This is a genomic window from Bradyrhizobium elkanii USDA 76 (genome assembly GCF_023278185.1).
GTDB lineage: Bacteria > Pseudomonadota > Alphaproteobacteria > Rhizobiales > Xanthobacteraceae > Bradyrhizobium > Bradyrhizobium elkanii.
This window is the reverse complement of record NZ_CP066356.1, coordinates 8785388-8811845: the sequence shown is the minus strand read 5'-3', so window position 1 is coordinate 8811845 and position 26458 is coordinate 8785388. Positions and strand designations below refer to the sequence as shown.

Below are 26458 nucleotides of genomic sequence, written 5' to 3'. Positions count from 1 at the left end.
GCGGAAAATGATGACGACGGAAAGTGTTCGGGCCTTCGCAAAAAGTCGTGGCAGCTCTTCGTTGCGTTATCCCCGACCACTCTTCCGTCATCCTGAGGAGCGCGAAGCGCGTCTCGAAGGATCGACGGCCCGGATCTCTCAGCGTGCTCCAATTCTCTCGCGGCGGCAACTCGACCGTCGATCCTTCGAGACGCCCGCCTTTGGCGGGCTCCTCAGGACGACGGGTTAAAGCCTCGGACCACCTCAGCTACGCCTTCACGTTCTCGCCGAGCCATTGGATGGCGGCGTCGGCGCCGGCCTTGCCGTGCGGGATGTTCAGCGCGGTCAGCGCGACCTCGACGACGGCGAGGGTGCCGAGGATCATCGGGGCGTTGACGTGGCCCATATGCGCGATGCGGAAGGCCTGGCCCTGCAAATCGCCGATGCCGGTGCCGAGCACCACGCCGCATTTCTCCTTGGCGTAGCGCTGGATCGCGGCGGGATCGGCGCCCTTCACGGTCACCGTCGTCACCGTGTTGGAGCGCTCGGCGGGCTCGGCGATGTTGAAGCCGAGCACCTGTCCTTCGCCCCAGACCGCGACCGCGCGGCGCACGGCTTCGCCGAGCAGCCGATGCCGCTCAAAGGCATTCTCCAGGCCTTCGGCGTGCAGCATGTTGATCGCCTCGCGCAGCGCGAACAGCAGATGTACCGGCGCGGTGCCGGCATATTTGCGGTAGTGCTCCGAGCCCTCGCGCTCGGTCCAGTCCCAATAGGGCGTGCGCAGATCGGCTTTCTTGTGGGCGTCCCAGGCGCGGTCGTTGGCGGCGACGAAGCCGAGGCCGGGCGGCGTCATCAGGCCCTTCTGCGAGCCAGACATCGCGACGTCGACATACCATTTGTCCATCTCGAACGGCATGCAGCCGAGCGAGGCCACGGTGTCGACCATGTATAATGCAGGATGGCCGGCGGCCTTGATCGCCTTGCCGATCGCCTCGATGTCGTTATAGGCGCCCGAGGCGGTGTCGACCTGCACCACCAGGATCGCCTTGATCGTGTGCTCCTTGTCGCGCCGCAGCCGCTCCTCGACCTCGGCCGGACGGATCGCGCGGCGCCAGTCGCCCTTCAGCACCTCGACCTCGGCGCCCATCGCGGCCGCGGCCTGGCCCCAGCCGATCGCGAAGCGCCCGCTCTCCAGCACCAGCACCTTGTCGCCGCGCGACAGCACGTTGGAGAGCGTCGCCTCCCAGGCGCCGTGGCCGTTGGAAATGTAGATGTAGGACTTGCCCTGGGTGGCGAACAGCCGTGACAGGTCGCGCAGCAGGCTGTCAGTCAGTTCGACCATCTCGTTGGAGTAGATATCGAGCGCCGGGCGGTGCATTGCCTGCAGCACCTGATCGGGCATCGTGGTGGGCCCGGGGATGGCCAGAAATTCCCGGCCCGCGCGAACGGTCATCGTCCTGTTCCTTTTGGATAAAGCGCGCAAATCATGCGTGTGAGGGGTCAGGTGCGGAGACTATTCCATCGCGGCTTCGATTGCGAGCAGGACGAAGCAATCCAGCGTTTCCAAAACCGCGGGACACGCTGCTACTTGCCGATCGCTTCGACGACCGCGCGCCAGACCTGGTCCTTGAACTCGGTCGCGGCGGGGCTCGGGAGCTGCTCGACGGTGCCGTTGTTCTTGCGGCAGGCCTCGACCAGCCGCAGCACCCAGATTTCGCCGTCGGTGTAATAGGGATCGCCGCCGCCATTGCGGCCGTTGAAGGTCGGGCCGATGCCGGTGACCTGATATTTCGCGGTGACCATGCCGGCGGACTCGAGGTCAGTGGCGAGCAGCGCACGTTCGGCGTCGAGGTCGGCCGCGATGTGGTGCGTCACCGCGCCTGTGTAGTGGCTGACGCCGACGCTGCGGTCGAGCGTCGCAGCGCCCAGCCACACCGGGCGCTTCTCCTCGCCCTGATCGAGCACCTTCCAGAACCGGACATGGTTGCGGCGGTCCGCGCTCGATCCGACCGGCCGCTCGAAGGCGAGATCCTCGCGGCGGTCGAGATAGAACAGGTTGCTCACCGGCGCATCCTTGTAGGGACGATCGAGCAGCACGCTGCCCACGATCTCGATCGAGGATTTCAGCGTCACCGGATCGGCCGGAAACCAGCCGGCCTCGTGCATCGCGCAGACCACGTCCCTCTTGTCGCCGATCAGCCCGACATTCATCGGATCGCCGGGAATGCCCTGCGCGGTGCGCGTCACCATCGGCAGATTGGCGAGGCCCTTCTGATGCTCGTAATGCGTCCACAGCGCCGGCAGCAGCAGATAGGCCGCGATCAGGTAGATCGCCAGGACGAACAGCAACAGGATCTGCGCCTGCCGGAGGCGGCTGCGCCGGCGTGGCTTCTGCTGATTGACCCCGGTATCGGTCATAGCATTCCCTTCACCTCTCCCGCTTGCAGGGGAGGTCGAATCGCATCGAGGATGCGATCCGGGTGGGGGCTATCTCCGGAATATGATTCGTGGCGAGACCCCCACCCCAGCCCTCCCCCGCAAGCAAGCGGGAGAGGGAGCAGACTGCCGTTGCGGCTGCACGTCAATCTCATTCCATCAGGTGTCAGCGCCGGGTCTCGCGGCAGCCCGCGGCCTCGGCCTCCTCGACCGAGCAGAACCAGCGCGTGCCCTTGCTGATCTTCATCTCGATCTTGGCGTACCAGCGGCTGGTCCGCTGGTGAAAGATGCATTCGCCGGAGCGGTTGACGTTGCCCTTGATGGTGCAGTCGGGCGAGGGCGCCACCGGGCCGGAGGCCGAGGCGAGCAGGATCGCGTTGGCGCCGTCCGGCGGCTTCACCGCGCCGAGCACGGTGGTCTTCTTGTTGCGCACCCGCCAGTCCCACGGCGCGATGAAGGCGCCCTGCCACATCCCGGCTTTTGCCTCACGCGCGGCCTTCTCGTCGGCTTCATAGTCATGCGAGGCGCGGGTGTAGGCCAGCGCCCAGCCGCTCGCGACCAGCCATTTCTGGATGTCCTCGCCGTCGACCTCGCAGCGCGCGATGGTGCGGCCGCGGCGATCGACCGAGCGGGCGTGGCAGGTCCAGCTCTTGCTGCCGGCATGCTTGATCAGCTCGTCGCGCGCCGCGACGCCGCAGGTCCAGCGCTCGCCCTTGGTGTTGAGGCAGAGCTGGTCGGTCGATGGCGCGTCGACGCCTGCGAGGCGGATGCGGACGCTGCCGATCATGAGCTGGTCGCCGTCACGGATCTTCGGCACGCCGGTGATGTCGGCGGCGACAGCGAGCGTCGGCAGCGAGAGCAGCAGGCCCGCGGTGAGCAGCGTCTTGAACATCGGCGTTCCCGGCCAGGTTCTTGTCGTTCAAATGGCTTTTGGCGTGCAGAGGTCAGTGCCCAACGATTGTGCGGGCAATTGGGCAACCGTGCCAGTGCTGTTGCGTTTCCGCCAGTTTCAACTTCGCGTCATCCGGCTCCGCGATGTCATCCTCCCCTGGAGGGGTCGAGACGAGCGAAGCTCGCTCTGGGATCGGTTCGCATGAAGCGTAGCGCGATGCGGACCGAGGTGGGGTGACAGTCTCTCCATAGAAGCGGTGCCCGTGTGGAGGCATCACCCCACCCCGTATCGCATCTTGCTTCGCGCGATGCGATACGACCCTCCCCCTCCAGGCAGGGCTATCGCATATGGGAGGAAATGGATTTGTCCGCACCGTCATGGCCGGGCTTGTCCCGGCCATCCACGTCTTTCTTCACCTGGAAACAAAGACGTGGATGCCCGGGACAAGCCCGGGCATGACGAGTTGGTGGAGCGACCGAGCTTATATGCGATAGCCCTCCCCCTCCAGGGGAGGGTGAACAAGGCGACTTCGCTCCATCCATCCTACACTGCGGCCATTCGCTTCCTCGCCAGCGCCAGGGCCATCAGCACGAAGGCCGAGGTCACCTCCGGCCCGCCGACCAGGATGCGGGTCGGCGTCTTCATCTTGTTCCACTCATAGGCCCGGTAGGGCCCCTTGCGGCCGCCCTCGCCGAGGCCCTGCACGATGCAGTGCAGCGCCGGCGTGAAGGTCGAGACCTCGGCGCCGAGATGCGCCAGCGCCATCAGCGCCAGCGCGGCGTCGAACGGGTTCATCTCGTGGGCGATCAGCTCGTGCGTGACATAGCCGAGCACGCGGGCGCGGATCAGCGCGAACACGTTGCCGGGATCGATGATGCGCTGCGCCGCCAGCGGCAGCGCGACGAAGGCGGCATAGCAGCGGCCGAAATAGGCCGAATAGAGCTCGGGCAGATAATAGATGTGCGAGCGCGGGTTTTTGAACGCGCCGCTTTCGACCAGATGTTTCTGGAAGGCGATGATGCGATGCACCGTCTCCAGCCGCTGCGGCGTCTCGATGATCTGCCAGCGGGCGAGGTTGCGGAACGAGACCTCGAGGATGTCGAGGTTCAGCGTCGGATCGAGGTCGTTGCCATAGGGCCGCTCGCCGGCGAGATTGTCGATCCAGGTGACGACGCCGCCATCGTAGTCAAGGTGATCGTTGAGCGGCACGGTGACACGCGGCTCGTTGGCGCCCGATCGCACCTGGTAGCCGCGGTAGAAGTCGAGCAGCGGCTGCTGCAGGATCGGATCGTCGGAGCCGGCCTGGGTCGCGGCCGAGAACGAGCACGCCGTGGTGTCGCAGTCCGGCACATAGATGCCGAAGCCGAGATCCTGCTTGATCTGGGCGAAGAAACGCGAGAAGCGCGGATGCCGGCCCGGCGCCAGCGCGGTGATGACCTTCACCGTCGAGCCGTCATGCGACGGCACCTCCTCGGCGCTGGTCTTCAGGCAAAAGTCCACCATGTCGGCGATCGCGCGCCGCGCGGTAACAGCTTCATCCGGCGCGGCAAGCCCGGTCTCGACGAAGCCGAGCAGCGCCTCGGTGAAGAAGGCGTCGTAATAGGCCGAGCGGTGGCGGATCTGCACCGGCTCCCACATCGGCTCGGCGATGCCGCGCCAGGCCGGGTTGATCAGCGCGCGCGCCGGCGAATGCGCGATGAAGATCCGCGCCAGATTGAACAGCAGGGTCGAGTTCTTGTAGCCGCGCGCGTTCAGCCCGGTCAGCGCCATCAGCAGTTCGCGCCCGCCGACGTCGGGGTCGCCGATCAAATTGAAGGCAGCATAGGTCGGGATGAAGCCGTTCCTGCCGAAGGAGCGCAGGAGATGCGCGCCGGTCAGGCGGATCACGCGGTCGATCTCGGCGATCTCCGGCGGGCGACCCGGTGCCGACGCGGCGGGCGGGGCCGGGTGGTGCACGCCGATACCGTCCATCAGTGCTGCGACGGGCGTGCCGATCGCGGCCCAGTCCGGCGCCGCGACGTCGCGCGCCGCGGTGAGCGCCGCACGCAGGCCGGCGAGGCGGTCGGGATCGTTGAGCGCGGGCAGGCCGGTGCGGCGGAGCAGCGCGCGCAGCGGCGGGTTGCCGAGCGCGGTCCGGTAGAATTTTCCGAGATGGGCATCGCCGCCGCGATAGGCCTGCAGCACGGGGTCGCAGACGTCGTACAGCGACGGGCCGTCCTTCCTGACGGTCAGCGACTGGCACACCGCGCCTGCGATCTCGTGAAGGCCCAAGAAGCTCAAAGAATCCCCTTTCCCGAGGAACCGGTTAACGCCGCCGCCCGACGGTGTTTCCAGTCGCTCTGCCCCAAACTCGCAAGCCTTTGGAAAGCTACATGAATCTCTACAAAACACAAATGTGACTGAGGTCACGTAACGGGATTTTAACGGCGTCAATGGCCTCTGCCGGGCGGCGGCATGCGGCAATTCAGGTTGCCCCGGGCGGCCGTCCGGGTTAAAGGAGCGTTTGTTGCAGCGCCGCAAATTGAGTTCAATTCAACGGCACACACAGCTCAACCCCATTAAACCTGAACGTCTTTGACGCGACTAACTGGCGCGATCTTCGCTTGAGCGCCATCGGGATAAGAATTGGGACTTAGGAACGCTATGGACCTTAGGCAGCTTCGCATTTCCCGCCGCACCATCGCCGTCTGCGTGGCGGTGGCCGGCACGGTGTCGCTGGCGATTGGCGCCCATGCCGCGCTCAACAAGCGCACCCTCGATGTCGCCAAGGGTGGCGACAAGGTCGTCGCCACCGAGCTGACCGGCAGCATTCCGACCGGCACCTCCCGCCTCGCGCTGATCATCGGCAACGGCCATTACCCGGACGCCGCAGCGCCGCTGGCCCAGCCGATCAACGATGCCCGCACCCTGTCGACGGCGCTGCGCCGCGAGGGCTTTGACGTCGACGTGGTCGAGGATGCGACCAAGGACGACATGTTCCGCGCGGTCGAGCGCATGAAGGCGAAAATTCGCCCCGACACCGTCGTGATGCTGTTCTTCGGCGGCTACGGTGTGCAGGTCGGCCGCGAGAGCTACATGATCCCGGTCGACGCCACGATCTGGAAGGAAGCCGACGTCAAGCGCACCGGCGTCAGCGTCGAGTCCGTGCTCGATGCGATGAAGGAGCGCGGCGCCAAGGCCAAGCTCGTCGTGCTCGATGCCTCGCGCCGCAATCCCTATGAGCGCCGCTTCCGCGCGTTCTCGCACGGTCTCGCGCCGATCAGCCCGCCGGAGAACACCATCGTGCTGAGCTCGGCGACGCCGGGCAAGGTCGCCGACGACAGCAAGGCGCCGAACAGCGTGCTGGTCTCCGAGCTGCTCAACAACCTCAACGCCCAGGCCGGCGCCGAAAGCGCGTTCAACAAGACCCGCGTCGCCATCTCGCGCGCCAGCGAAGGCGAGCAGGTGCCGAGCGTGTCCTCGTCGCTGCTGGAAGACATCAAGCTCGGCGGCTGAGGCACGCCGTCTCCTCAATGTCGTCCTGGCGAAAGCCAGGACCCATAACCACGACCGGTTATTGTGGCTCCGCGCTGTGGCCCCAGCGCAATCCTATTCGCGCATTCGTGGTTATGGGTCCCGGGTCGCGCTTCGCTTGCCCGGGACGACACTGTGGATGTAGCGCCGCCTACTTCGCATCCGCGCTCGCACCCACCGGCCGCACCGGATCGCCCTCGCGCAGCAGCGCGCCGGCGCGGGCGACGACGATGTCGCCTTCCTGGATGCCGTCGCGGATCTCGACCTGTCCCGCCGACATCAATCCGGTCTCGACCCGCCGCGTCTCGACGCGGCCGCCGCGCACCACCTGCACCACGGTGCCCGCGGTGGAATACAGGATTGCGGTCAGCGGCACCGCGACGCCGCAGCTCTGTCCGGTCTTGATCTGGGCGCGGCCGGACGAATTCACCAGCAGCCGCTTGTTCGCGCCGATGCCGATGAAGACCTGGCCGAGCTGGCTGTTCGGCTCGACCGTCGGCGCGATCCGCCGCACCTTGCCGTCGAGATCGCCGGCGCCGAGGATCTTGAGCTGCGCCGTCTGCTCGGTCTTCAGCTTGGCGATGTCGCGGGTCGGCACCATGCCGACCAGATCGTACTCGCTCTTGGCGATGATCGAGAACAGCGCGTCCTTGCCCGATGCCGGGCTGCCTATGATCGCCGACGACGCCGAGATCGTGCCCGCCACCGGCGCCGTGACGTTGACCGAGTTGGTGCCGTCGGTCAGCTTCGCCAGCACCTGGCCGGCGGTGACGGTGTCGCCGGGATCGGCCATCACCTCCGCCACCTTCAAGCCGAAACGGTCGGGCCGGATCTGCTGCTCGTCGCGTGGCAGCACGATGCCGGAGACCTCGACGATATTGCCGAAGCAGAACTTTGCGGCCTTCAGCACCGTCACCGCCGCGCCCTTCGGCACAGCGTCGGCCTCGCCCGCGGCAAGCGCGGGAGAGGTCGCGAGCACGAGCAGCGCGGAGGCGGTGAGGGCTGAGGCGCGCGTGCGAGGCAAAATCATCGGCAAACTATTCCCAAAATGCAGCGCGTTTTCGAGCGAAGTGGGCACCGGTTCGTGTGAAGAAAACGCGTCAACCAAGACTCCTCCTGAATACCAGATGCCGCCTGGCCGAGCCAGCCGGCTGCGCCGCGTCGGCCGGCCCCGCATCCGCCGTCAGCTCCAGCTTCGCCAGCTCCAAATTCGCCAGCTTCTGGGCGCGCCAGATGTGCCGCAGGATCTCCGGGTTGACCCGATCGGCATGCGTCACCGGCAGCATGTGGCCGGCGGCCGGCAGATGCCGCAGCTCGGCGTCATCGATCAGCGCGGCGAGTTTTGCGACAATGCGCTGCGTCACATAGGGCGACAGCCCGCCCGACATCAGCAGCGTCGGCACCTTCAAGGCACGCGCGGCTTCCGCCACCCCGGCAAGATCGAGCGCGGCGTTGAAATCGCAAGGCAGCTTGTCGGCCTGCTCGATCATCCGCAGCCGCCCGCTCGGCGAGAACTGTTCGCGCGGCCCGGAGCCGGCCCAGAACGCGGTGAACGCCTCGACCGCCTCCAGCACGGCGCCGTCGACAATATCCTTTGAGACGACCTGCGCGATCCGCGCGAAGCGGTCGTACAGCCGCGCATCGGCGGGCGTATCGCGAAGCAACGTCGGAAGCACCGGCTCGATCAGCGTCAGGCTGCGAACGTGCTGCGCATAAGGCGAGGCGGTCGCCAGCCGAAACGCGATCGCCCCGCCATAGGAATGCCCGATCAGATGGATCGGCCCGTCGGCCTTGGCGAGCCAGGGCTCGAGCCGCGCGATCTCGCCATCCAGCGTCCGCGGCCAGTCGCGCCCGCAGGCGGCAACGCCATAGCCGGAAATATCCGGCGCCATGAACCGGTCGCCGCCGAGCCCGGCCGCAAGCTTGGTCCATTGCCGTCCCGACCCCAGCGAGCAATGCAGCGCCACCACCGACGCCGCCGCGAGCGTCCCATCCAAACCCGTCATCAAACCCATCCTGCTTGTTCTTGTTGTCACAGGGCGCGCGTGCGAACGCGCCCGTCATGACGCGAGCGAGGTGGGGGATGGGTTATTCCTGGGGAGGCGCGGGAGGGCGGGATCGTGATTGGGGAGGCAACCAGATTCACTGGATGGTGATTTAAGGTTCGCGAAATTTCGCGGACATGAAAGCAAGCGCGGCTGTTGCCCCCAACTCACCTGTACAACTTCCCCCGTCCCGTCCGGCAAGAGGGGCGTATCGCGATCGTCACGAACGTGCGGCGGGATGCGGTGGACGCTGGCGGTGCGCGCGACGACGCGCGCTGATCGGCGGACGGCGAAGTCGTGTGGTTCTGGTGCCCCAGTGGCAGGTGCCTCGAGACACGAATGCGTTTTGCGAAGACGGTGACAAGAAAGCCCGGTCTCGCCGGGAAGAGCACGAATTAAGCCCTGACCCATTGCGCAGGGAAGGCCGGGTGTTTCGGCTTCACCTGTGGTCCTACCTCCCTGATTTTTGCTGCACGGGACCCATGGGTGCAATCGGCGCCCGGCCTTCCCTTCGCCCTCTCACGATCATTGAAGGTGAGCTGATCGCTTCCCTCGGGCGCAACGCGCCGCGAGAGCGCGAGCGCGTCCCTTCGGCTGTTTAACAATGTTGATCGGGGACTAACGCGGCTCCGTCACCCTGAGGAGCGCGCTCTTGCGCGTGTCTCGAAGGGTCGACGGCCCGGCTGGTGGCCGTGCATCCTTCGAAGCTCGCTGTGCTCGCACCTCCAGCGACAAAGGCGAAGCCTTTGCGCGGGGATGACGGAATTGCCATTGCGAGCAGCGATAGCGACGCGGCAATCCATGGTTCTGTGCATGCTGAAGCATGGATTGCGTCGCTTCGCTCGCAATGACGGGGGATGGAAGGCGGCTCATCGGCTGTAGCTGCAATCAAAACAGCTTCGCCACAGCGCAGCGTCAGCGCACGATGCGCTTGACCCGCTTGATAGTGCGCTTGGCGGCGGGCGCCGCCGCATCGGCTTCGGTCGCCGCTTCGGCCTCGCGTGCTTCGCGGAGCGCGCGGAGGCGTTCCATGTTCTTACGGATCGCGAGGGCGTCGCGCTCGACCTCGGCCATGGCGCGCGCGCCTTCCTCGGCCGCCAGTCGCTGGCGGTCGGCTCGCGCAAGGCTTTCGGGTGATGGGTCGGGCTTTCTCGCGGTCATCGGCATCCTCTCAAGATACGCAAAAACCCGCCCAATCCGATGCGGACCGGGCGGGTCGCGACGTCATTCCAGTACATCCGTGGAATGACGCGGGCACGATCCCTTGTGGCAAACGCGAAACGCGTTTGCGCGAAGATCATGCCCAGGCAAGAGCTTCAGACGATCTGAAGGTTCTCGGCGCTGGTCTTGCCGCGCATCTTGTCGGTCTTCAGCTCGAACGAAACCTTCTGGCCTTCAGCCAGGCCGGACAAACCGGCGCGCTCGACGGCGCTGATGTGAACGAACACATCCTTGCTGCCATCGCTCGGCTCGATGAAACCAAAGCCCTTCTGGCCGTTGAACCACTTCACAGTACCTGTCGGCATTCTCTTCTCCAAAACGCGCATATGCGCAGGCGTTGCGCAGGATTGCGCACCATCGATTGAACTCACGATGTCTTTGGAGGAGGGCCGTTCTGACCATTCAACAAGGCACAACGGCTAATCGAATGTTGCAAATATACACACTTTCCGCGCGAATGCAAGGTTTGGCGGTAGCGGGTTCCCGCTGGGAGACGGGGCGGACGGTCTCTCCTCCGCAATCAGGCTAGTCCTGCAGCGATGCTCTCAAGTCGTCACCCCCGCGCAAAGGCTTCGCCTTTGTCGCTGGAGGTGCGAGCGGAGCGAGCCTCGAAGGGTCAACGATCACCAGTCGGGCCGTGCATCCTTCGAGGCTCGCCGAAGAGGTTCGCACCTCAGGATGACGGGTTTGTCCTAGCACCCGGCGACGTGCGTGCGTCGTTCATTCCGCCGCCGCCTCCGCTGACGGCTCGCCCTTCCAGCGCAAAATCTCCGCGGCCAGGATGGGATGATTGAATCCCTTCAGCACGAGGTCGTCGATGGCGCGGCCTTCGACGTAGGCTTCGACCATGCCGTAGACGCGGCGGCTCACCACGATCTGGCCGGCCTTGGCCTCGCCGCACAGGCGGGAGGCGAGGTTGGTGACGCTGCCGATCGCGGCATATTCCAGCCGCTGCTCGAAGCCGACCTGGCCGAGCGTGGCATAGCCGAGCGCGATGCCGATGCCGAAGCCGAGGCTATGGCCGCGGTTGCGCCACTTCTCGGTCAGCGGGCCGACCGTGTCGCGCATCTCGACCGCCATCTTCACGGCGCGCGCGGTGTGGTCGGCGAGCTGGATCGGCGCGTTGAACAAGATCATCACGCCGTCGCCGGCATATTTGTCGAGCGTGCCTTCATACTTGAAGATCAGCTTGCCGAGCGCGGCATGATACTCGCGCAGCACGTTCATCGCCTCTTCCGGCTCGGTCGCCTCGGTGAAGGCGGTGAAGCCGCGCAGGTCGCAGAACACCACGGTGACCTCGCGGCGGTGGCTGTCGAGCAGGCCCTCGGGATTGTCGGACGAGGCGATCAGCTGCGCCACCTGCGGCGCCAGGAAGCGCTCGAGCCTTCGGATGCGCTCGATCTCGCCGAGCTGGGTCTCGACCCGCTGCTCCAGCGACTTGTTCCAGTCCTTGAGCGCTTCGGTCTGCTCGCGCAGCTTGTCGGCCTGCTCGCGCACGGTGGCGTTGGCCTCTTCCAGCGCGTGGCTCTTCTGGTCGACCTCGGTGAACAGCCGCGCGTTGCGCATCGCCAGCACCGCCTGGTGCGCAAAGGTCTTCATCAGGCCGATCAGGCTCGCCGGGAAATCGCCGGCCGCCTTGCGCAGCACCACCAGCGCGCCGAGCACGCCTTGCTGGTCGACCAGCGGCACGACAAGCACGGAGCGGAAGCCGGCGCCGGCCACGACATCGCGCAGCGGATGATCGGGCGGATAATCGGTACTTGCCGCGAGATCGGCGAACGCCAGCGGCTCACCCTTCGCGGCGGCCTCGCCGAGCGGGCTGTTCGCCGCATCGATCGCGCGATGACGGCCATCGGCCTTGCCGTCGATGCCGATCGCTTGCGTCAGGTTGAAGCTGCGCTGCGCGGCGTCATAGCCATAGATCAGCACGGCGTCGGCATGGGTGATCTCGAGCGCGCGGGCGCCGACCGTCGGCAGCACGGCGGCAAGATCGAGCGAGGACGCCACCGCGCGGCCGACCTCCTCCAGCACCTTCAGCTCGTTGATCGATTGCGCGAGGTCGCGGGTGCGCTCCGTCACCTTGGCCTCGAGGTCGGAATAGGTCTCGGCCAGCTGGCTGGCCATGCTGTTGAACTGGCCGGCGAGCTCCTCCAGCTCATCCGATGTCTTCACCTCGATGCGATGGCCGAAATCGCCGGCGCCTAACCGCCGCGCGCCGGTGCGCAGCGCCGTGATCGGCTCCAGCATGCGCCGCGCCAGGATCGTGCCGGCGATGATCGCGACCACGAGGCCGAGCGCGATCAAGAGCGCGATGCGCACCAGCTGGTCGCGGATCGGCGACAGCGCCTGCGCGGTCGGCTGCTCATAGAACACGTGCCAGCCGAGGTTCGGCGCGGCCGTTGCTGTCGTCAGCACCGCGCTGCCGTCGACATCCTTGCCGGAGGCGATCGGCCTGCCGCCCGGCGACAGCACGGCGGCGACCTGCGGCAGCGCGGCGAGGTCCTTGCCGACCTCGGGGCCCTTCGACGAGCTCGCCAGCACGCGGCCCTTGCCGTCGACGACATAGGCATGAGCGAGGCGGCCGACCTGGGAATCGCCGAAATAGTCATTGAGGAAGCGCAGGTCGATCTCGGCCAAGGTGACGCCGGCATTGAAGCCGGAATGCTGCTCGCCGATCGACATGAAGGGCCGCCCGTCGCGAAAATACGCCGGTGCGTAGGCGGTGCCGCGGGCGATGGTCTCGGTGAATCTGGTATCGCGGGAGAAGTCGGCGTTGGAATTGACGGTGGTGGTCTGGCGCGACAGCCGCAGCAGCTCGCGGCCCTGGCCGCTGATCAGGGTGAGCTGGCTCACCGCCGGCACCTGGCCGAGCAATTGCGCGTAGTCGGCGCGGCGCAGCTCGATCGTGTTGGAGGAGGCGCGGGTCACCCAGGAGATCTGGCGCTCGAGGTCGGAGATCGCCTGCTCGATGCGCTTGGCGGTGGCATCCGCCTTCTCGCTCATCGCGTCCGTCAGCGTGCCCTTGATGCCGCGGTAGCTGATCCAGGTCTCGAGCGCGCCGTTGACCGCGAGCACGAACACGACGAGGCCGACCAGCGCGAGGACATATTTGGCGAACAGGCCGCCGCGCAGGAACCAGTTCTTGCCCTCGTCCGTAGCCGCGTTCATCCAGCCTCGTCCGCCCCTCGCATCAATCGGGTGCGCCGCATGATCCGCCGCTGTTTAGCACGGATCGGCGAAGCGGGGCGGCCGCTCGGGCCGCATGGTTAGCCCTTCATATCGGCGGGGGAGATCCGGGAATATCAGCGATTGAACAGCTGACGCAGCACGTCCTTCATCGCCGGACTGTCGTGCGGCTCGGCGGTCTCGCCGGGCGGAGGGGGCGGCGGCGGAGCCGGATCGGCGCCCGGCGGCGCGTCCGCCTCGGGCTTGGCCAGGCTGCGGCTCGGCCGCGATGCGTTGCCCTGGTTGAGGGTGGAAAGGCCCTGCTGCAGCAAATTGCCGATGGTGTCGCCAAGCTGCCCGCCGAGCGGGTTGCTCTGGCCGGTGGCGCCGCCCGGTGGCTGACTTGTGCCGGGCTGCGCGCCGCCCTGCACGCCGTTGAGGAGATTGGTCAGCCCGTTGAGGCCTTCACTCAACCCCTGGCCGTTCGCCCCGAACAGGCCCTTGCCCATCTCCTTGAGCTTGGCATAGGCCGCCTGCGGATTGTCGAGGATGCCCTGCATCTCCGGATAGATCCGCGGCGATACCCAGGGCCCCTCGAGCATCACGGGGATTCCGAGGCCGACCGGATTGCCGGCGCGGCCCTGGCCTTCGGTGGTCATCACGAGCTGCGGCTCGACGCGGAACCCGATCTGGCGGGTGTTGAGGTCGATGGTGCCGACCCCGGTCATCTTCACCAGCGGGCCGATCAGATTGAGGTCGGTGGTGACGGCCTGCCCCTTGTCGACCTTGAACGACGCCGAGAGCTGGCTGAGATCGGTCGACAGCTCCTGGCTCGCCTGCCAGCCCGACAAGGTGCTAGTGGTGAGGCTCCGGATCATCTGCGCCACGTTGAGGCCGAGGATCTTGCCGTCCTGGAACACGACGAAGGCGGTGCCGGCGAGATTGCCGACGATGGCGCGCTCGCTGCCGCCTTGCGAGGTCAGCGCGATCTTGGCCTGCATCCTGCCGTCGAGCTTGTCGAACTCGGCGAGGCTCCTCAGCATCGGCAGCGCGCGCGCCCCGGCGAGGTCGAGCCGCAGCGCGTAGGTTGGCGTGGCGCCTCGCGCATCGATGGTGACGTCGCCATTGGCGGTGCCCTCATAGGCGCCGAGATTGGCGAGCCGGCCCTTCAGCACGCCGCTGTCGATGGACGCATCGATCGCCGCCTGCGCAAAGCGGCCGTCGCCGATCACAAGCTCTGTCGCCGAGATGCGCGCCTGCGCGTCGACATAGTTGAGCCCGGCAAGGTCGATCGACGCGTTGCTCCAGATATTGGTGCCGAGCGGCTGCGTGGAGCCGGACTGGCCCGGCGGCATCGCGATCGCAATGCGCTGGAAGTCGAGGTCGAGCTTCACCAGCGGCTTGTTGCTGGCGAAATCGACCGAGGCCCAGCCGGTGAAGCCGCCATCGCCGAGCGTGCCGGACACGCCGTTGAACATCACCACCGTGCCGTTCAACCGCGCGTCCGCATTCGCCTTGATCGCCGCGGGCAACAGGCCGGGCGCATCGATGCTGAATTCGGCCGGCACGCTCTGACGCTCCAGCGGCGCTTGCGGCGCGGTCGCGCGGATCTCGAACCTCAGCGGCTTGTCGCCGGCCTGTGCGTCACCCGTCACGACGATCTTGCGGTCGTCGCCGATCGTCGCGTCCGCGTTGAGCGTCTCGATCCGGTTCTCGACCCGGTCGCGCACATTGGAGAAGACAATGGTTCCGCCGCTGATGCTGACATGCCGGATCGTGATGCCGCTGGCATCGGAGGCGGAGGATTTCGCCGGCGGATTGTGGTCGCGGGTGCGCTCGCGCTGCAGCGGCAGGTTGATCACCGGCTTGACGATCGCGAGGTCGGTGATGTCGGGCTGGCCCGACCACAGGCTCGACAGCGTCATCTCGGCCTCGACGCTGCTGGCCGCGAACCGGTTGTTGACGTCGCGCCCCCGCGGGTCCTGCAGCACGACGTCGCTCAGCGTCAGATTGACCCTCGGCCAGAGGCCGATCTTGGCGCCGCCATTGATGGTGAGCTTGTAGCCGGTCTCGCGCTCGACCCGATCGGTGATCGCAGATGTGAGGAACGAGGACGGGATCCCGACCGCTGCGACCAGCGCGATGATCACGATCACGGCAGCGATGGCGGCCCCGGCGAATTTCAGTGCTCTCATGTCGTTGTTCCAGGCCGGGCAAGCGGAGTTCCGCCGCAGAAAGACACGGCCGATCACACGAGTTTATCCCGCAAACGGGATCTCGCTCCAATGACCGGAAAAATAATCCGTTACCGCATGAACTTATGTGACCTCTCACACACTCTAATGAGGGTGATTTTTGCTAACCGGGCATCAGGGGATCGCTCGGATGGATTTGGAAGGCAGCAGTACAATGAGCAAACAGGCCGAATTTGCGGTCATTCTGAAGATGAATCCCATGTTCGCCGATCTCGGTGCGGACGAATTGCAGCGGCTTTCCGGCCTCTGCCACACCCAGCAGCTCGCGACCGGCGAGGTGCTGTTCCAGAAAGGCGATCCCGGCGATGCCCTGTTTGGGGTCCGCCGCGGCCAGATCCGGATCGAGACCGGTGCCTCCGACGGCAGCCGGCTCACACTGAACTTCATGGGATCCGGCGACCTGTTCGGCGAGGTCGCCGTGCTCGACGGTCAGGACCGCACCGCGGATGCGACCGCGGGCGAGCCCAGCGAATTATTCGTGCTGCGGCGGCAGGATTTCCTCGGCTTCCTCGAGCGCGAGCCGAAGGTTGCGGTCAGGCTGATCGAATTGCTGTGCCAGCGCATCCGCTGGCAGAGCGAGCGGATGGAAGAATCCGTGCTGCAGCCATTGCCGGTCCGCCTCGCACGGCGGCTATGCGCGCTGGCCGAGGATTTCGGTTCCGAGGTGCACATCTCGCAGGAACAGCTCGGCATCTTCGTCGGCGCCGCGCGCGAAAGCGTCAACCGGCAGCTGCAGACCTGGCGCAGGGACGGCATCGTCGACCTGCAGCGCGGCCGGATCATGCTGCACAACATGACCAAGCTGACCGCGGTTGCGCGCAACGACTGAAGCGGACCGCATGCAACGCGCGCGCGAAGGTGAGATTTTCTCGCGCGCTTTGCCTGCGAATGTTGACGCACTCCTGCCTAAAAGACGTGCTTGCATGATGAGGCCGGTACCGCTTTCATCCGGCCGCCGGTCCTTGGGGTGACACCCAGCCTTGCTGGCCTCACGCCATCCACCTGCAAACCCCTGCGGTCTCTCCCGTTGACCGCAGGGGTTTTGCGTTCCGGCAGATGCGTGACGCGAATTCGCCTACCGCATCACCACTTCGGGATCGGCCCAGCGCAGATACTGGCGCGGCGCGGCGCCGAGCTCGCGCTTGAACATCGCGGCGAAGGCGCTCGGGCTTTCATAGCCGACGTCGAGCGCAACGCAGGTGACGGCCTCGCCGGCGCCGAGTCGCGCCAGCGCTTCGAGCAGCCGCACCCGCTGGCGCCAGGCCGCAAAACTCTGGCCGGTCTCGCGCCGGAACAGACGCGTCAACGTCCGCCGGCTGAGCTGGCAGCGATCGGCCCATTCGTCGAGCGTGAGATCGGAACTCGGATCGACCAGCACGGCCTCGCAGATCGCGGCGAGCCGCGGATCGGGCGGCACCTGCACATGCAGCGACACTTCCGGCATCCTGCCGATCTCGTCGAGCAGGAAATCGACCAGCCGGCCGTCGCGTCCTTCCGGATCGTAACGGGTTGGCATGTGCACCGCTTCTTCCATCAACGCTTCGACCAGCGCGGAGACCCTGATCAGGCGGCATGTCGCCGGAGCATTCCTGATGCGGTCAGGCGTGACATAGATGGTCTGGATCTCGACCTCGCCCCAGGCCCGCGACTGGTGCGCGACGCCGGCCGGAATCCACAGACCGTGGCCGGGCGGCACGACGAAATGGCCGCGCTCGGTCATCATCGAGGTGACGCCCGCGGTCTGCAGGATGAATTGATCGCGTCGGTGCGCGTGTCGTGCGCTGGTGCTCTCGTTCGGATAGGAGGCCGCCATCGCCGCGAGCGGCCGTTCGACCTGTTGCAGTTGTCCGGCATAGTGCGCGGCGGCTGCGGGACCCGATTGCTTGCGGCAGACGCGCAAGCCGGTGGTGTCATTTCGTCGCGCTGCGACTTTCAAGTGTCGTGAGCTCCTGATCGATCGTCGTTTTCGCAGGGTGCTCATGCATCTTCCGGGCCACTTGGCCCGATCGCGATGGTTGTTGTCCCTCTTCAGGTAGCGCGGGATATGGCGTTTGGCAACAATGCCTCACCCCGCGGCATTCGCCGAAATCGAATGTGAGAGCGCGGAGACGGAGAGGTCCGATGAACAGACGCGAATTCACCAAGGCAATGCTGGCCTGCGGTGCAGCCATCCCGTTCGGCATCACGCGGGCGGCGGGCCAGTCCCGCGGTGGAACGCTCAACATCATCATCCAGCCCGAGCCGCCGGTTCTGGTGACCGCGCTGAACCAGCAGCAGCCGACCTTGACGCTCGGCGGCAAGATTTACGAAGGCCTGCTGAAATACGGCGCCGATCTCAAGCCGATGCCTGGCATGGCGCAATCGTGGGAGGTCTCGCCCGACGGCCTGACCTATACGTTCAAGCTGTTTCCGGGCATCACCTTCCACGACGGCAAGCCGATGACCTCGGAGGACGTGGTCTTCAGCTGCATGAAGCTGCTGGTGGAGACGCACCCGCGCGCACGGCAAAACTTCGCCCGCGTGGCGTCGGCGGAGGCGCCCGATCCGCTCACCGTCGTGTTCAAATTGAAGCAGCCGTTCGCGCCCTTCATCGGCTGCTTCGATTGCACGTCCGCCCCGATCGTGCCCAAGCACATCTATGACGGCACCGACTACCGCAAGAATCCGGAGAACGACAAGGCGATCGGCACCGGCCCCTTCAAGCTGAAGGAGTGGGTGCGCGGCTCGCATGTTCATCTCGTCCGCCACGACGGCTACTATCAGAAGGACCAGCCCTATCTTGACGAGATCGTCTACCGCGTGATTCCGGATGCGGCCTCGCGCGCGCTGGCGCTCGAGAACGGCACGGTGCAGCTCGTGCAATGGTCCGACGTCGAATTCTATGACGTCCAGCGCTTCAAGGCGCAGAAGAATCTCGAATTCACCACCAAGGGCTACGAGTATTTCGCGCCGCATCAGTGGCTCGAAATGAACAACCGCATCGCGCCGATGAACGACAAGCGGTTCCGGCAGGCGGTGATGCACCTGATCGATCGCGAGGCGTTCAGCAAGCGGGTCTATTTCGGCAACGCCAAGGTGGCGACCGGACCGATCTCGTCGAAGACGCGGTTCTACGATCCGAACGTGAAGCGCTACGAGTTTTCGGTCGACAAGGCCAAGGCCCTGCTCGACGACATGGGATTGAAGCCTGGCGCCAACGGCAAGCGCGCCGAGATCAAGTATATCGTGCCGCCCTATGGCGAGTCCTATCAGCGGGCCGGCGAATTCTTCCGCCAGAGTTTTGCGCGGGTCGGCATCGATCTCGTGCTTGTCGGCACCGACATGGCCGGATGGGCCGAGAAGGTCGGCAACTGGGATTATGAGATGACCCAGAATCTGCTCTACCAGCTCGGCGATCCCGCGCTGGGCGTCGCCCGCACCTATATTTCGTCGAACATCAAGAAGGGCATCCTGTTCTCCAACACGCAGGGCTATTCGAATCCCGAGGTCGACAAACTGTTCGACGAGGCAGCGGTGACGCTCGATGAAGCCAAGCGCCAGGAGCTCTACAGCAAGGTGCAGCAGATCCTGGTCGAGGATGTGCCGGTGGCCTGGACGCTCGAGATCGAATATCCCATCATCTACGACAAGGCGTTCAAGAACATCGTGACGACGGGCATCGGCTCGCACGAAACCTTCGGGTCGGTCTACAAATCGTGACCCGGCTCGGCAGCGCCGCGGCGATCGGACTTCAGGCGGTCAGCCGCATCGCCCAGCTCGTCGCCGTGATCCTCGTCATCGCGACGTTCAACTTCGTGCTGGTGCGGGCCGCGCCCGGCGATCCGGCCCAGGTCATGGCCGGGCAATCCGGCGCGTCCGATCCAAAACTGCTCGACGACCTGCGCAAGGAATATGGCCTCGACAAGCCGTATTTCGTGCAGCTCGTGAGCCACCTCGGCCGTGTCGTCAGGCTCGACCTCGGCTATTCCTACCGCCAGCGCCGCCCGGTCGTCGATCTCATCCTCGAGCGGCTTCCGGCGACGCTTCTCTTGACCGTGACGGCCTTTTGCCTCGCGCTCCTGATCGGCACCGCGCTCGGCGCGCTGGCCGGGCTCGCGGCGGGCAGCGTGCTCGACACGGTGTTCACCGTGCTCTCGCTCGTGCTCTACGCGACGCCGGTGTTCTGGCTCGGCCTGATGCTCGTGCTGGTGTTCTCGGTGACGCTCGGCTGGCTGCCGCCGTTCGGCTACGAGACCATCAACGTCCAGCTCTCGCCGGTCGAGCATGCGCTTGACATCATGAAACACATGATCATGCCGGTCACGTCGCTGGCGGCGATCTATCTGGCGATCTATGCGCGGCTGATGCGATCCTCGATCATCGAGGTCGCGCAGCAGGATTTCATCAAGACCGCGCGCGCCAAGGGCCTGTCCGGAACGCGCATCGTGGTCGGCCATATGCTGCGCAACGCGCTGGTGCCGGTCGCCACCGTCGCCGGCATGCAGGCCGGCGCGCTGGTCGGCGGCGCCGTGGTAATCGAGACCGTGTTTGCCTGGCCGGGCCTCGGCCGCCTGACCTTCGAGGCACTGCTGCAGCGCGACTATCCGGTCCTGCTCGGCATCTTCCTGATCCTCTCGATCGTCGTGATCGCGCTCAACCTGCTTACCGACCTGGTCTACCGGCTGATCGATCCCCGCATGACCACGGGGGCGGCGTGATGGACACGGTGCGCGCCTTCCTGCGTCATCCGAGCGGAATGATCGGCCTCGTCCTGCTGCTCGTCGTCGTTGTCGTGGCGATCATCGCGCCGATCGCATTTCCGGTCTCGCCCTGGGAGATGGTCGGCGCGCCGTTCACGCCGCCCGGCGAGGACGGATTATGGCTCGGCGGCGATACGCTCGGCCGCGACGTCGCCGCCGGGGTCGCCTATGGCGCGCGCGTCTCGCTCCTGATCGGCATCGCCTCGGCGCTCGCGGCGATGGCGATCGGCGTCGTGATCGGCGCGATCTCCGGCTATTTCGGCGGCAAGATCGATCTGGTGCTGATGCGGATGACGGAATTGTTCCAGACCATTCCGGCCTTCGTGCTGGCCATCCTGCTGGTCGCGACCTTCAATCCGTCGCTGCTGACGATCATCCTGACCATCGGCGCGGTGAGCTGGCCGCCGCTGGCGCGGCTCACGCGCGCCGAATTCCTCCGTCTGCGGCACCGCGAATTCGTCGAGGCCGCGCTGTGCCAGGGTGAACGCACCTGGCGCATCGTGCTCGGCCATATCCTGCCGAACGCGATCTCGCCGATCCTGGTGGTGACGTCGCTGACGGTTGCCACCGCGATCCTGCTGGAAAGCGCGCTGTCCTTCATGGGGCTCGGCGATCCCAATCTGATGTCGTGGGGCTTCATGATCGGCGCGGGCCGCACCGTGATCCGGAATGCGTGGTGGATGAGCGTGTTTCCCGGCCTCGCCATCCTCGTCACCGTGCTGGCGATCAACCTGTTCGGCGAGGGACTGTCTGACGTCCTCAACCCGCGCGTTTCGAGGCGCCGGTCATGAGCGAAGCCATGCAGTCCGGCGCGCCTGTTCTTGCCGTCGAGGGCCTGTCGATCGCGCTCCCCAAGGGGGGCGACCGGCCCTTCGCGGTCGAGAATGTGTCGTTTGAAATCAGGCCAAACGAGGTGGTTTGCCTGGTCGGCGAATCCGGCTCCGGCAAGTCGATGATCGCGCATGCGGTGCTGTCGCTGTTGCCGCGGGGCGTCGACATCGCGTCCGGCGCCGTGACGGTCGCAGGGCAGGATCCGTCGAAGCTCGACGGCCGCGCCCTCCGCAAGCTGCGCGGCGGCAACGCCGCGATGATCTTTCAGGAGCCGTTGTCCTCGCTCAATCCGCTGAAGCGCGTCGGCAGGCAGATCGAGGAGATGATCCTGGCGCACCAGCGGCCTGCGCCCTCGGTGACCGAAGTCCGCGAGCGGGTGCTGACGCTGCTGACCCAGGTCGGGCTGCCGAATCCGCAGCTGCTGGAAAAGAGCTACCCGTTCGAGCTTTCCGGCGGCCAGCGCCAGCGCGTGATGATCGCGATGGCGATGGCCAACCGCCCCGCGCTCCTGATCGCGGACGAGCCGACCACCGCGCTCGATGTCACGACCCAGCGCCAGATCCTGCGCCTGATCGACGATCTCCGGCGCGAGCGCGGCATGGGCGTGCTGCTGATCACCCATGATTTCGGCGTCGTCGCCGACGTTGCCGACCGCGTCGTGGTGCTGCGCCATGGCAAGGTGGTCGAGCAGGGCACAGCCAGCGAGGTGCTTCGCAATCCGCAGGCCGCCTACACGCGCGAATTGATCGACGCGGTGCCGAAGGCGCGCCTCGCCGACATTCACGAGGCCATCGTGCGCCCCGAGCCGTTGCTTGAGGTCATCGGCCTGCAAAAGACCTTTCGGGTCAAGCGCGGCTGGCTGCAGCCGCCACGTGAGGTGATCGCCGCTGATGGCGTCTCGCTGACGCTGCACGAGGGTGAGACGCTTGCGGTGGTCGGCGAATCCGGCTCCGGCAAGTCGACGCTCGGGCGCATGATCATGCGGCTGACCGAACCTGACGCCGGCGCCATCCGCTTTGGCGGCGCGGATCTTCGGCAACTGCGCGGCGAGGCGTTGCGCCAGGCGCGGCGCCAGCTCCAGATCGTGTTCCAGGATCCGTTTGCCAGTCTCGATCCGCGCCAGAAGGTCGGCGATGCCATCGCGCGCGGCCCGATGGCCTATGGCGCGTCGCGGGCCGAGGCGATGGCGCAGGCGAACAAGCTCCTGGTGCGGGTCGGCCTGTCCGAGACCGCCGCCGATCGCTACCCGCACGAATTCTCGGGCGGCCAGCGCCAGCGCATCTGCATCGCGCGGGCGCTGGCGCTGAAGCCGCGGGTTCTGATCGCCGACGAGGCGGTGTCGGCGCTGGACGTCTCGGTGCAGGCCCAGGTGCTGGCGCTGCTCGCCGAGTTGCGCCAGGAGATGCGGCTTGCGATGATCTTCATCACGCACGATTTGCGGATTGCCGCCGAGATCGCCGACCGCGTCATCGTCCTGCAGAAGGGGCGTATCGTCGAGGAAGGCACCACCGCCGACGTGTTCACCGCGCCGCGCCAGGCCTACACTCGCGATCTGCTCGACGCGATTCCCGGGCGCGATTTCTTCGATCAGCCGGGCTTTGCGGCCGCGGCCGATGCACGTCCCACAGCAAGGATCAATTCATGACCGACAGCCGTTCAGTCCCCCTTCCGGCCGGCGCGCGCGAGCGCATCGAGGCGGCTGTCGACGCCGCCTTCGAGCAGCAGATCGCGACCACGATCGCCTTCTCGTCGATTCCCAGCACGCGCGGCCAGGAAGGTCCGTGCCAGGACATGTTCGCGAAGCTGCTGCGCGAGCGGGGCTATGAGGTCGACGACTGGGTCGTCAATCAGGACGAGCTGAAGACGCTGCCCGGCTACGGGCCGGTCGAGACCGATTTCTCCCGCGCGCGGACCGTCGTCGGCACCTATCGGCCGGCGCGCGAGGAGGGACGTTCGCTGATCCTTCAGGGGCATTGCGACGTGGTGCCGGTCGGGCCGCTCGACATGTGGGAGCGGCCGCCGTTCCAGCCGGTGGTCGAGGACGGCTGGCTCTATGGCCGCGGCACCGGCGACATGAAGTCGGGCACCATTGCCGCGCTCTACGCGCTCGATGCGGTGAAGGCCGCGGGCTTTGCGCCGAAGGGCCGCATCCATCTGCAATCCGTGATCGAGGAGGAGAGCACCGGTCTCGGCGCGCTCTCGACCCTGCAGCGCGGCTACCGTGCCGATGCCTGCCTGCTGCCGGAGCCGACCGAGGAACGGTTGATGCGCGCCCAGGTCGGCGTGATCTGGTTTCGCCTCAGGGTTCGCGGAATCCCGGTCCATGTCGCGCGCGCCGGCACCGGCTCCAACGCCATCCGCGCCGCTTATCATCTGATCGGCCATCTCGACGCGCTGGAGGCGGAGTGGAACGAGCGTGCCAAGTCGCATCGCTACTTCGGCGCGGTGCATCACCCGCTCAACTTCAATCCCGGCATCATCAAGGGCGGCGATTGGGCCTCCAGCGTGCCGGCGTGGTGCGACGTCGATTGCCGGATCGGCATCCTGCCGGGGTGGAAAATCGCCGACTGCCAGGCCGAGATCGTCGAGTGCGTGACCAAGGCCGCCCGGGCCCATCCGTTCCTCGCCAACAATCCGCCGGAGATCGTCTGGTCCGGCTTCCTGTCGCCGGGCTACGAGGCCACCGAGGTGCAGGAGAGCGAGGCCGTCCTCGGCTCGGTCTACGAGCATGTGTTCGGGCGCGAGCTGACGGATTTTCCCTCGACCGCGCTGACGGATGCGCGCTTCTATGGCCTGGACTATGGCGTTCCCGCATTCTGCTTCGGCGCCAGGATGGAGAACGCGCACGGCTTCAATGAACGGGTCCAGCTCGATTCGCTGAAAAAGGTCACCAAGGCCTACGCCCTCTTCGTCGCGAGCTGGTGCGGGATCGATAGAGCATGATCCGGAAAAGTGCGAAGCGGTTTTCCGACAAGATCATGCTCAACGAATTGAGACAAACCAAACGGGAGGTTCGCTATGGGTGACCAGAATGCAGGCGGCAAGCCGCCGGTCAAATCGCAGGAGGATCTTCGTGCGCATTTCGGGCAATTGAGCCCGCTCGCCGAGAAAAAGGTGCTCTACCATCTCGACAGGTTCTGCCGCGACTTCATCGCGCTGTCGCCGTTCCTTGTCATCGCCTCCAGCGACGGCAAGGGGCATGCCGACGCCAGCCCGCGCGGCGATGCACCGGGCTTCGTTTCCGTGCTCGACGACAAGACGCTGCTGATCCCGGATCGGCGCGGCAACAACCGGGTCGATACGTTCGGCAATATCATCGCTTCGCCCGGGATCGGGCTGATCTTCATGGTGCCCGGCATCAACGAGACGCTGCGCGTCAACGGGCGCGCCGAAATCTCGCAGGAGCCGGACCTGTTGACGCCGCTGACGGTGCAGAACGTCACGCCGATCATCGGCCTCAAGGTGCATGTCGACGAGACCTACTTCCACTGCGGCAAGGCGCTGATGCGCTCGAAGCTCTGGAATCCCGCCGCGCAAGTTGAGCGCCACAGCTTTCCGACGCTCGGCCGGATCATCGCCGAACAGACCACCGCGATCGAGGTCGAGGTCGCCGAGAAGGCGATGGAAGAGGCCTATCGGACGCGGCTGTATTAGAACTTGAGATCACCCGCATGCGCAGGCGATGACACCGCCTGGTGTGACGCCTTGAATCGATATCCTTCCTCACCGTCGTCCCTGCGAAAGCAGGGACCCATAACCACGACCGCCGATTGCTGGACGATGCTGAAACAACGAGTCCCTTTAACGAGGTCTGCCGCGGAGTATGGGTCCCTGCTTTCGCACTAGGGCATGCACATATCTCTGAGGCTCCATCCTGCTGCGACGGCCAGGAAGTATTCGAGGCCATTTTTGAAGGTGATGGGGCCTGGAGGTTTAGACGACGGGTAGCCGTCCCAACCGCCAAGGCGGCCGATGATCCAGGCTGCCCAGGTGAGGCTGTCGGGCGGATGTGGGTTTTTCAGTCGCTTGCTCCTGGCCTCGAGTTTCCGGTTGAGGGCGGCAAGCGCGTTGATCTCGTTGTCGTTGAAGGCAACGCGAATGGGCTGCTGACCGCCATCGCGCGCTTGCAGAAGCTGGATGGTGATGACGGCTGCCTTGGCGGCGATAGCGACCAGTTTGAGGAGACGATCGGCGGTTCCGATCTGGCTGTCTTCGAGCTTGAGGCCTTGCGTCTTCAGGACGCGGAAGAACTGCTCGATGATCCAGCGCTGCTTGTACCATTCGACGATACGCCAGGCGTCGTCGACGGTGGCGATCTCGTGAGAGGTGATCAGACGCCAGTGCAGCGGCTCTGCGCCGGGCCCGGCATTGATCTCGCACACGTCGACCACCGCCAGCGGCAAGCTTTTCGGCAAATGGCGCAGGAACTTGCTCTGCGGGCGGGCAAGCTCGATTGCGCCAAAGCGGAGTTCGAGATGGGCCTGACGTGCCGGTCGCGCCGCGCGCGCAGGCAGTTGGATCGCCCTCCGATCCACCACAGGCATGGCGTCGGTGGCCTCATACAGGCCGGTGCGGTCGGCAAGCTTGCGATCATGCATGCTGCGCGCGATGACATGGAAGTGCTGCTCGGCCGAGCTGGCATAAAGGGCAAAGATATCGCTCTCGCGATCACCGAGGACCGTCACCGTTCCGGCAGCGGTGAGCAGCGGCTTGGCCGCAATGGCGGTGGATATCCAGCGTTGCGATTCCTTGTCAGACAAGTCACGTGCGTCATGCGTCGTGGTGCGACGCCCCTGGCGCGTCCATACCTGCCCACTCAAAAGTCCAAGACAGCTGCCATCGTCGGCATCCACGGCCAGCAGCGGATGCAGCAGCACGCCGTGGTTATTGCCCTTGCCGATTTCGCCGAGCCCGCGCCGGCGTTGCGGCGTGGTGTTGAAGTGGATCTCGCTGGTGTCCTGGATCGCCAGCACATGGCGGCCCTCTACCGCGGCAACCGTGCTGTCGCCCCAGCTTTCGATGATCCGCTCCGCCGTCACCTTGTCGTGGCCGAGAAAGCGGTTGAACCGCACCTCCAGCGCACGATCACCCCTGGAAAGCCGCCGCAGGCAGACCGTCTTGCCCGCAACCATGCGTTCGACGAGCGCCGCCCCCCTTTATCGAGACGACGATCCCCGAACCGTCCTAACGTCCAGTCAATCCGTAACAACACCCGACACCCCCGTCCAACCTGGAGCGTCGCAATAGAAATCACACGGATCGCCGATTCTGGAATCCCCTGTCTCCATCCCGAGTCAATCCGCCGCACCAAATACGTGCATGCTCTAGTGCGAAAGCAGGGACGACGTGTTGGAGGACACACCATGATTTCGGAATAATGGA

Annotated in this window: 20 protein-coding genes; 8 read left to right on the top strand and 12 right to left on the bottom strand. The window is 65.8% G+C overall.

Annotated features, from left to right (window positions below; all coding sequences use genetic code 11):
* Positions 1–247: 247 nt before the first annotated feature.
* The 4 genes from JEY66_RS41645 to JEY66_RS41630 form a co-directional block, all read right to left on the bottom strand.
* Entirely contained in the window at positions 248–1432 is a 1185-nt protein-coding gene (locus JEY66_RS41645) for a pyridoxal-phosphate-dependent aminotransferase family protein (RefSeq protein ID WP_018269423.1), read from the bottom strand.
* Positions 1433–1563: 131 nt separating this feature from the next.
* Positions 1564–2397: an LssY C-terminal domain-containing protein gene (locus JEY66_RS41640; RefSeq protein ID WP_016845490.1), complete on the bottom strand. Its 834-nt coding sequence runs from the start codon at positions 2395–2397 to the stop codon at positions 1564–1566.
* A 184-nt stretch (positions 2398–2581) separates the two neighbouring features.
* Positions 2582–3307, bottom strand: coding sequence for a thermonuclease family protein (locus JEY66_RS41635; protein ID WP_016845489.1), 726 nt, complete (start codon positions 3305–3307; stop codon positions 2582–2584).
* Between the two features lie 543 nt (positions 3308–3850).
* A complete protein-coding gene (locus tag JEY66_RS41630) occupies positions 3851–5578 on the bottom strand; it encodes a hypothetical protein (protein ID WP_018269424.1) in 1728 nt (575 codons plus the stop codon).
* Positions 5579–5950: 372 nt separating this feature from the next.
* Between JEY66_RS41630 and JEY66_RS41625 the strand changes: the two genes are divergently transcribed.
* Entirely contained in the window at positions 5951–6802 is an 852-nt protein-coding gene (locus JEY66_RS41625) for a caspase family protein (RefSeq protein WP_018269425.1), read from the top strand.
* A gap of 169 nt (positions 6803–6971) precedes the next feature.
* Here the strand turns inward: JEY66_RS41625 and JEY66_RS41620 are convergent, their stop codons facing one another.
* The 6 genes from JEY66_RS41620 to JEY66_RS41595 all read right to left on the bottom strand — a co-directional run bounded on the left by JEY66_RS41620 (position 6972) and on the right by JEY66_RS41595 (position 15446).
* Positions 6972–7850, bottom strand: a complete 879-nt coding sequence (locus JEY66_RS41620) for an efflux RND transporter periplasmic adaptor subunit (RefSeq protein ID WP_018269426.1) — start codon at positions 7848–7850, stop codon at positions 6972–6974.
* 70 nt (positions 7851–7920) lie between these two features.
* On the bottom strand, positions 7921–8826 hold the full coding sequence (locus tag JEY66_RS41615) for an alpha/beta fold hydrolase (RefSeq protein ID WP_162136720.1): 906 nt from the start codon (positions 8824–8826) through the stop codon (positions 7921–7923).
* A gap of 954 nt (positions 8827–9780) precedes the next feature.
* Complete coding sequence (locus tag JEY66_RS41610; protein ID WP_038378389.1) at positions 9781–10026, bottom strand: hypothetical protein; 246 nt, start codon at positions 10024–10026, stop codon at positions 9781–9783.
* A gap of 155 nt (positions 10027–10181) precedes the next feature.
* Entirely contained in the window at positions 10182–10391 is a 210-nt protein-coding gene (locus JEY66_RS41605) for a cold-shock protein (protein ID WP_018269429.1), read from the bottom strand.
* Positions 10392–10806: 415 nt separating this feature from the next.
* Entirely contained in the window at positions 10807–13254 is a 2448-nt protein-coding gene (locus tag JEY66_RS41600) for an adenylate/guanylate cyclase domain-containing protein (RefSeq protein WP_018269430.1), read from the bottom strand.
* Positions 13255–13388: 134 nt separating this feature from the next.
* Positions 13389–15446 (bottom strand): AsmA family protein, encoded by a 2058-nt coding sequence (locus tag JEY66_RS41595; protein ID WP_026192107.1) that lies wholly within the window; start codon positions 15444–15446, stop codon positions 13389–13391.
* A 214-nt stretch (positions 15447–15660) separates the two neighbouring features.
* Between JEY66_RS41595 and JEY66_RS41590 the strand changes: the two genes are divergently transcribed.
* On the top strand, positions 15661–16335 hold the full coding sequence (locus tag JEY66_RS41590; RefSeq protein ID WP_016845951.1) for a Crp/Fnr family transcriptional regulator: 675 nt from the start codon (positions 15661–15663) through the stop codon (positions 16333–16335).
* Positions 16336–16581: 246 nt separating this feature from the next.
* On the opposite strand, the gene JEY66_RS41585 is transcribed toward JEY66_RS41590, so the two are convergent.
* On the bottom strand, positions 16582–17442 hold the full coding sequence (locus tag JEY66_RS41585) for an AraC family transcriptional regulator (RefSeq protein ID WP_016845952.1): 861 nt from the start codon (positions 17440–17442) through the stop codon (positions 16582–16584).
* A gap of 185 nt (positions 17443–17627) precedes the next feature.
* Between JEY66_RS41585 and JEY66_RS41580 the strand changes: the two genes are divergently transcribed.
* From JEY66_RS41580 to JEY66_RS41555, 6 genes are all read left to right on the top strand, one after another.
* Positions 17628–19205, top strand: a complete 1578-nt coding sequence (locus JEY66_RS41580) for an ABC transporter substrate-binding protein (RefSeq protein WP_016845953.1) — start codon at positions 17628–17630, stop codon at positions 19203–19205.
* A complete protein-coding gene (locus tag JEY66_RS41575) occupies positions 19202–20203 on the top strand; it encodes an ABC transporter permease (protein WP_016845954.1) in 1002 nt (333 codons plus the stop codon). The genes JEY66_RS41580 and JEY66_RS41575 overlap by 4 nt, the downstream gene beginning before the upstream one ends.
* On the top strand, positions 20203–21036 hold the full coding sequence (locus JEY66_RS41570) for an ABC transporter permease (RefSeq protein ID WP_018269431.1): 834 nt from the start codon (positions 20203–20205) through the stop codon (positions 21034–21036). The genes JEY66_RS41575 and JEY66_RS41570 overlap by 1 nt, the downstream gene beginning before the upstream one ends.
* Positions 21033–22721, top strand: coding sequence for a dipeptide ABC transporter ATP-binding protein (locus JEY66_RS41565; protein ID WP_018269432.1), 1689 nt, complete (start codon positions 21033–21035; stop codon positions 22719–22721). Before JEY66_RS41570 ends, JEY66_RS41565 begins: the two co-directional genes overlap by 4 nt.
* Positions 22718–24019, top strand: a complete 1302-nt coding sequence (locus JEY66_RS41560) for an ArgE/DapE family deacylase (protein ID WP_018269433.1) — start codon at positions 22718–22720, stop codon at positions 24017–24019. Before JEY66_RS41565 ends, JEY66_RS41560 begins: the two co-directional genes overlap by 4 nt.
* A 75-nt stretch (positions 24020–24094) precedes the next feature.
* Positions 24095–24730, top strand: coding sequence for a pyridoxamine 5'-phosphate oxidase family protein (locus tag JEY66_RS41555; RefSeq protein ID WP_016845958.1), 636 nt, complete (start codon positions 24095–24097; stop codon positions 24728–24730).
* A gap of 188 nt (positions 24731–24918) precedes the next feature.
* Here the strand turns inward: JEY66_RS41555 and JEY66_RS41550 are convergent, their stop codons facing one another.
* On the bottom strand, positions 24919–26208 hold the full coding sequence (locus JEY66_RS41550) for an IS4 family transposase (RefSeq protein ID WP_209910253.1): 1290 nt from the start codon (positions 26206–26208) through the stop codon (positions 24919–24921).
* Between the last annotated feature and the right edge of the window lie 250 nt (positions 26209–26458).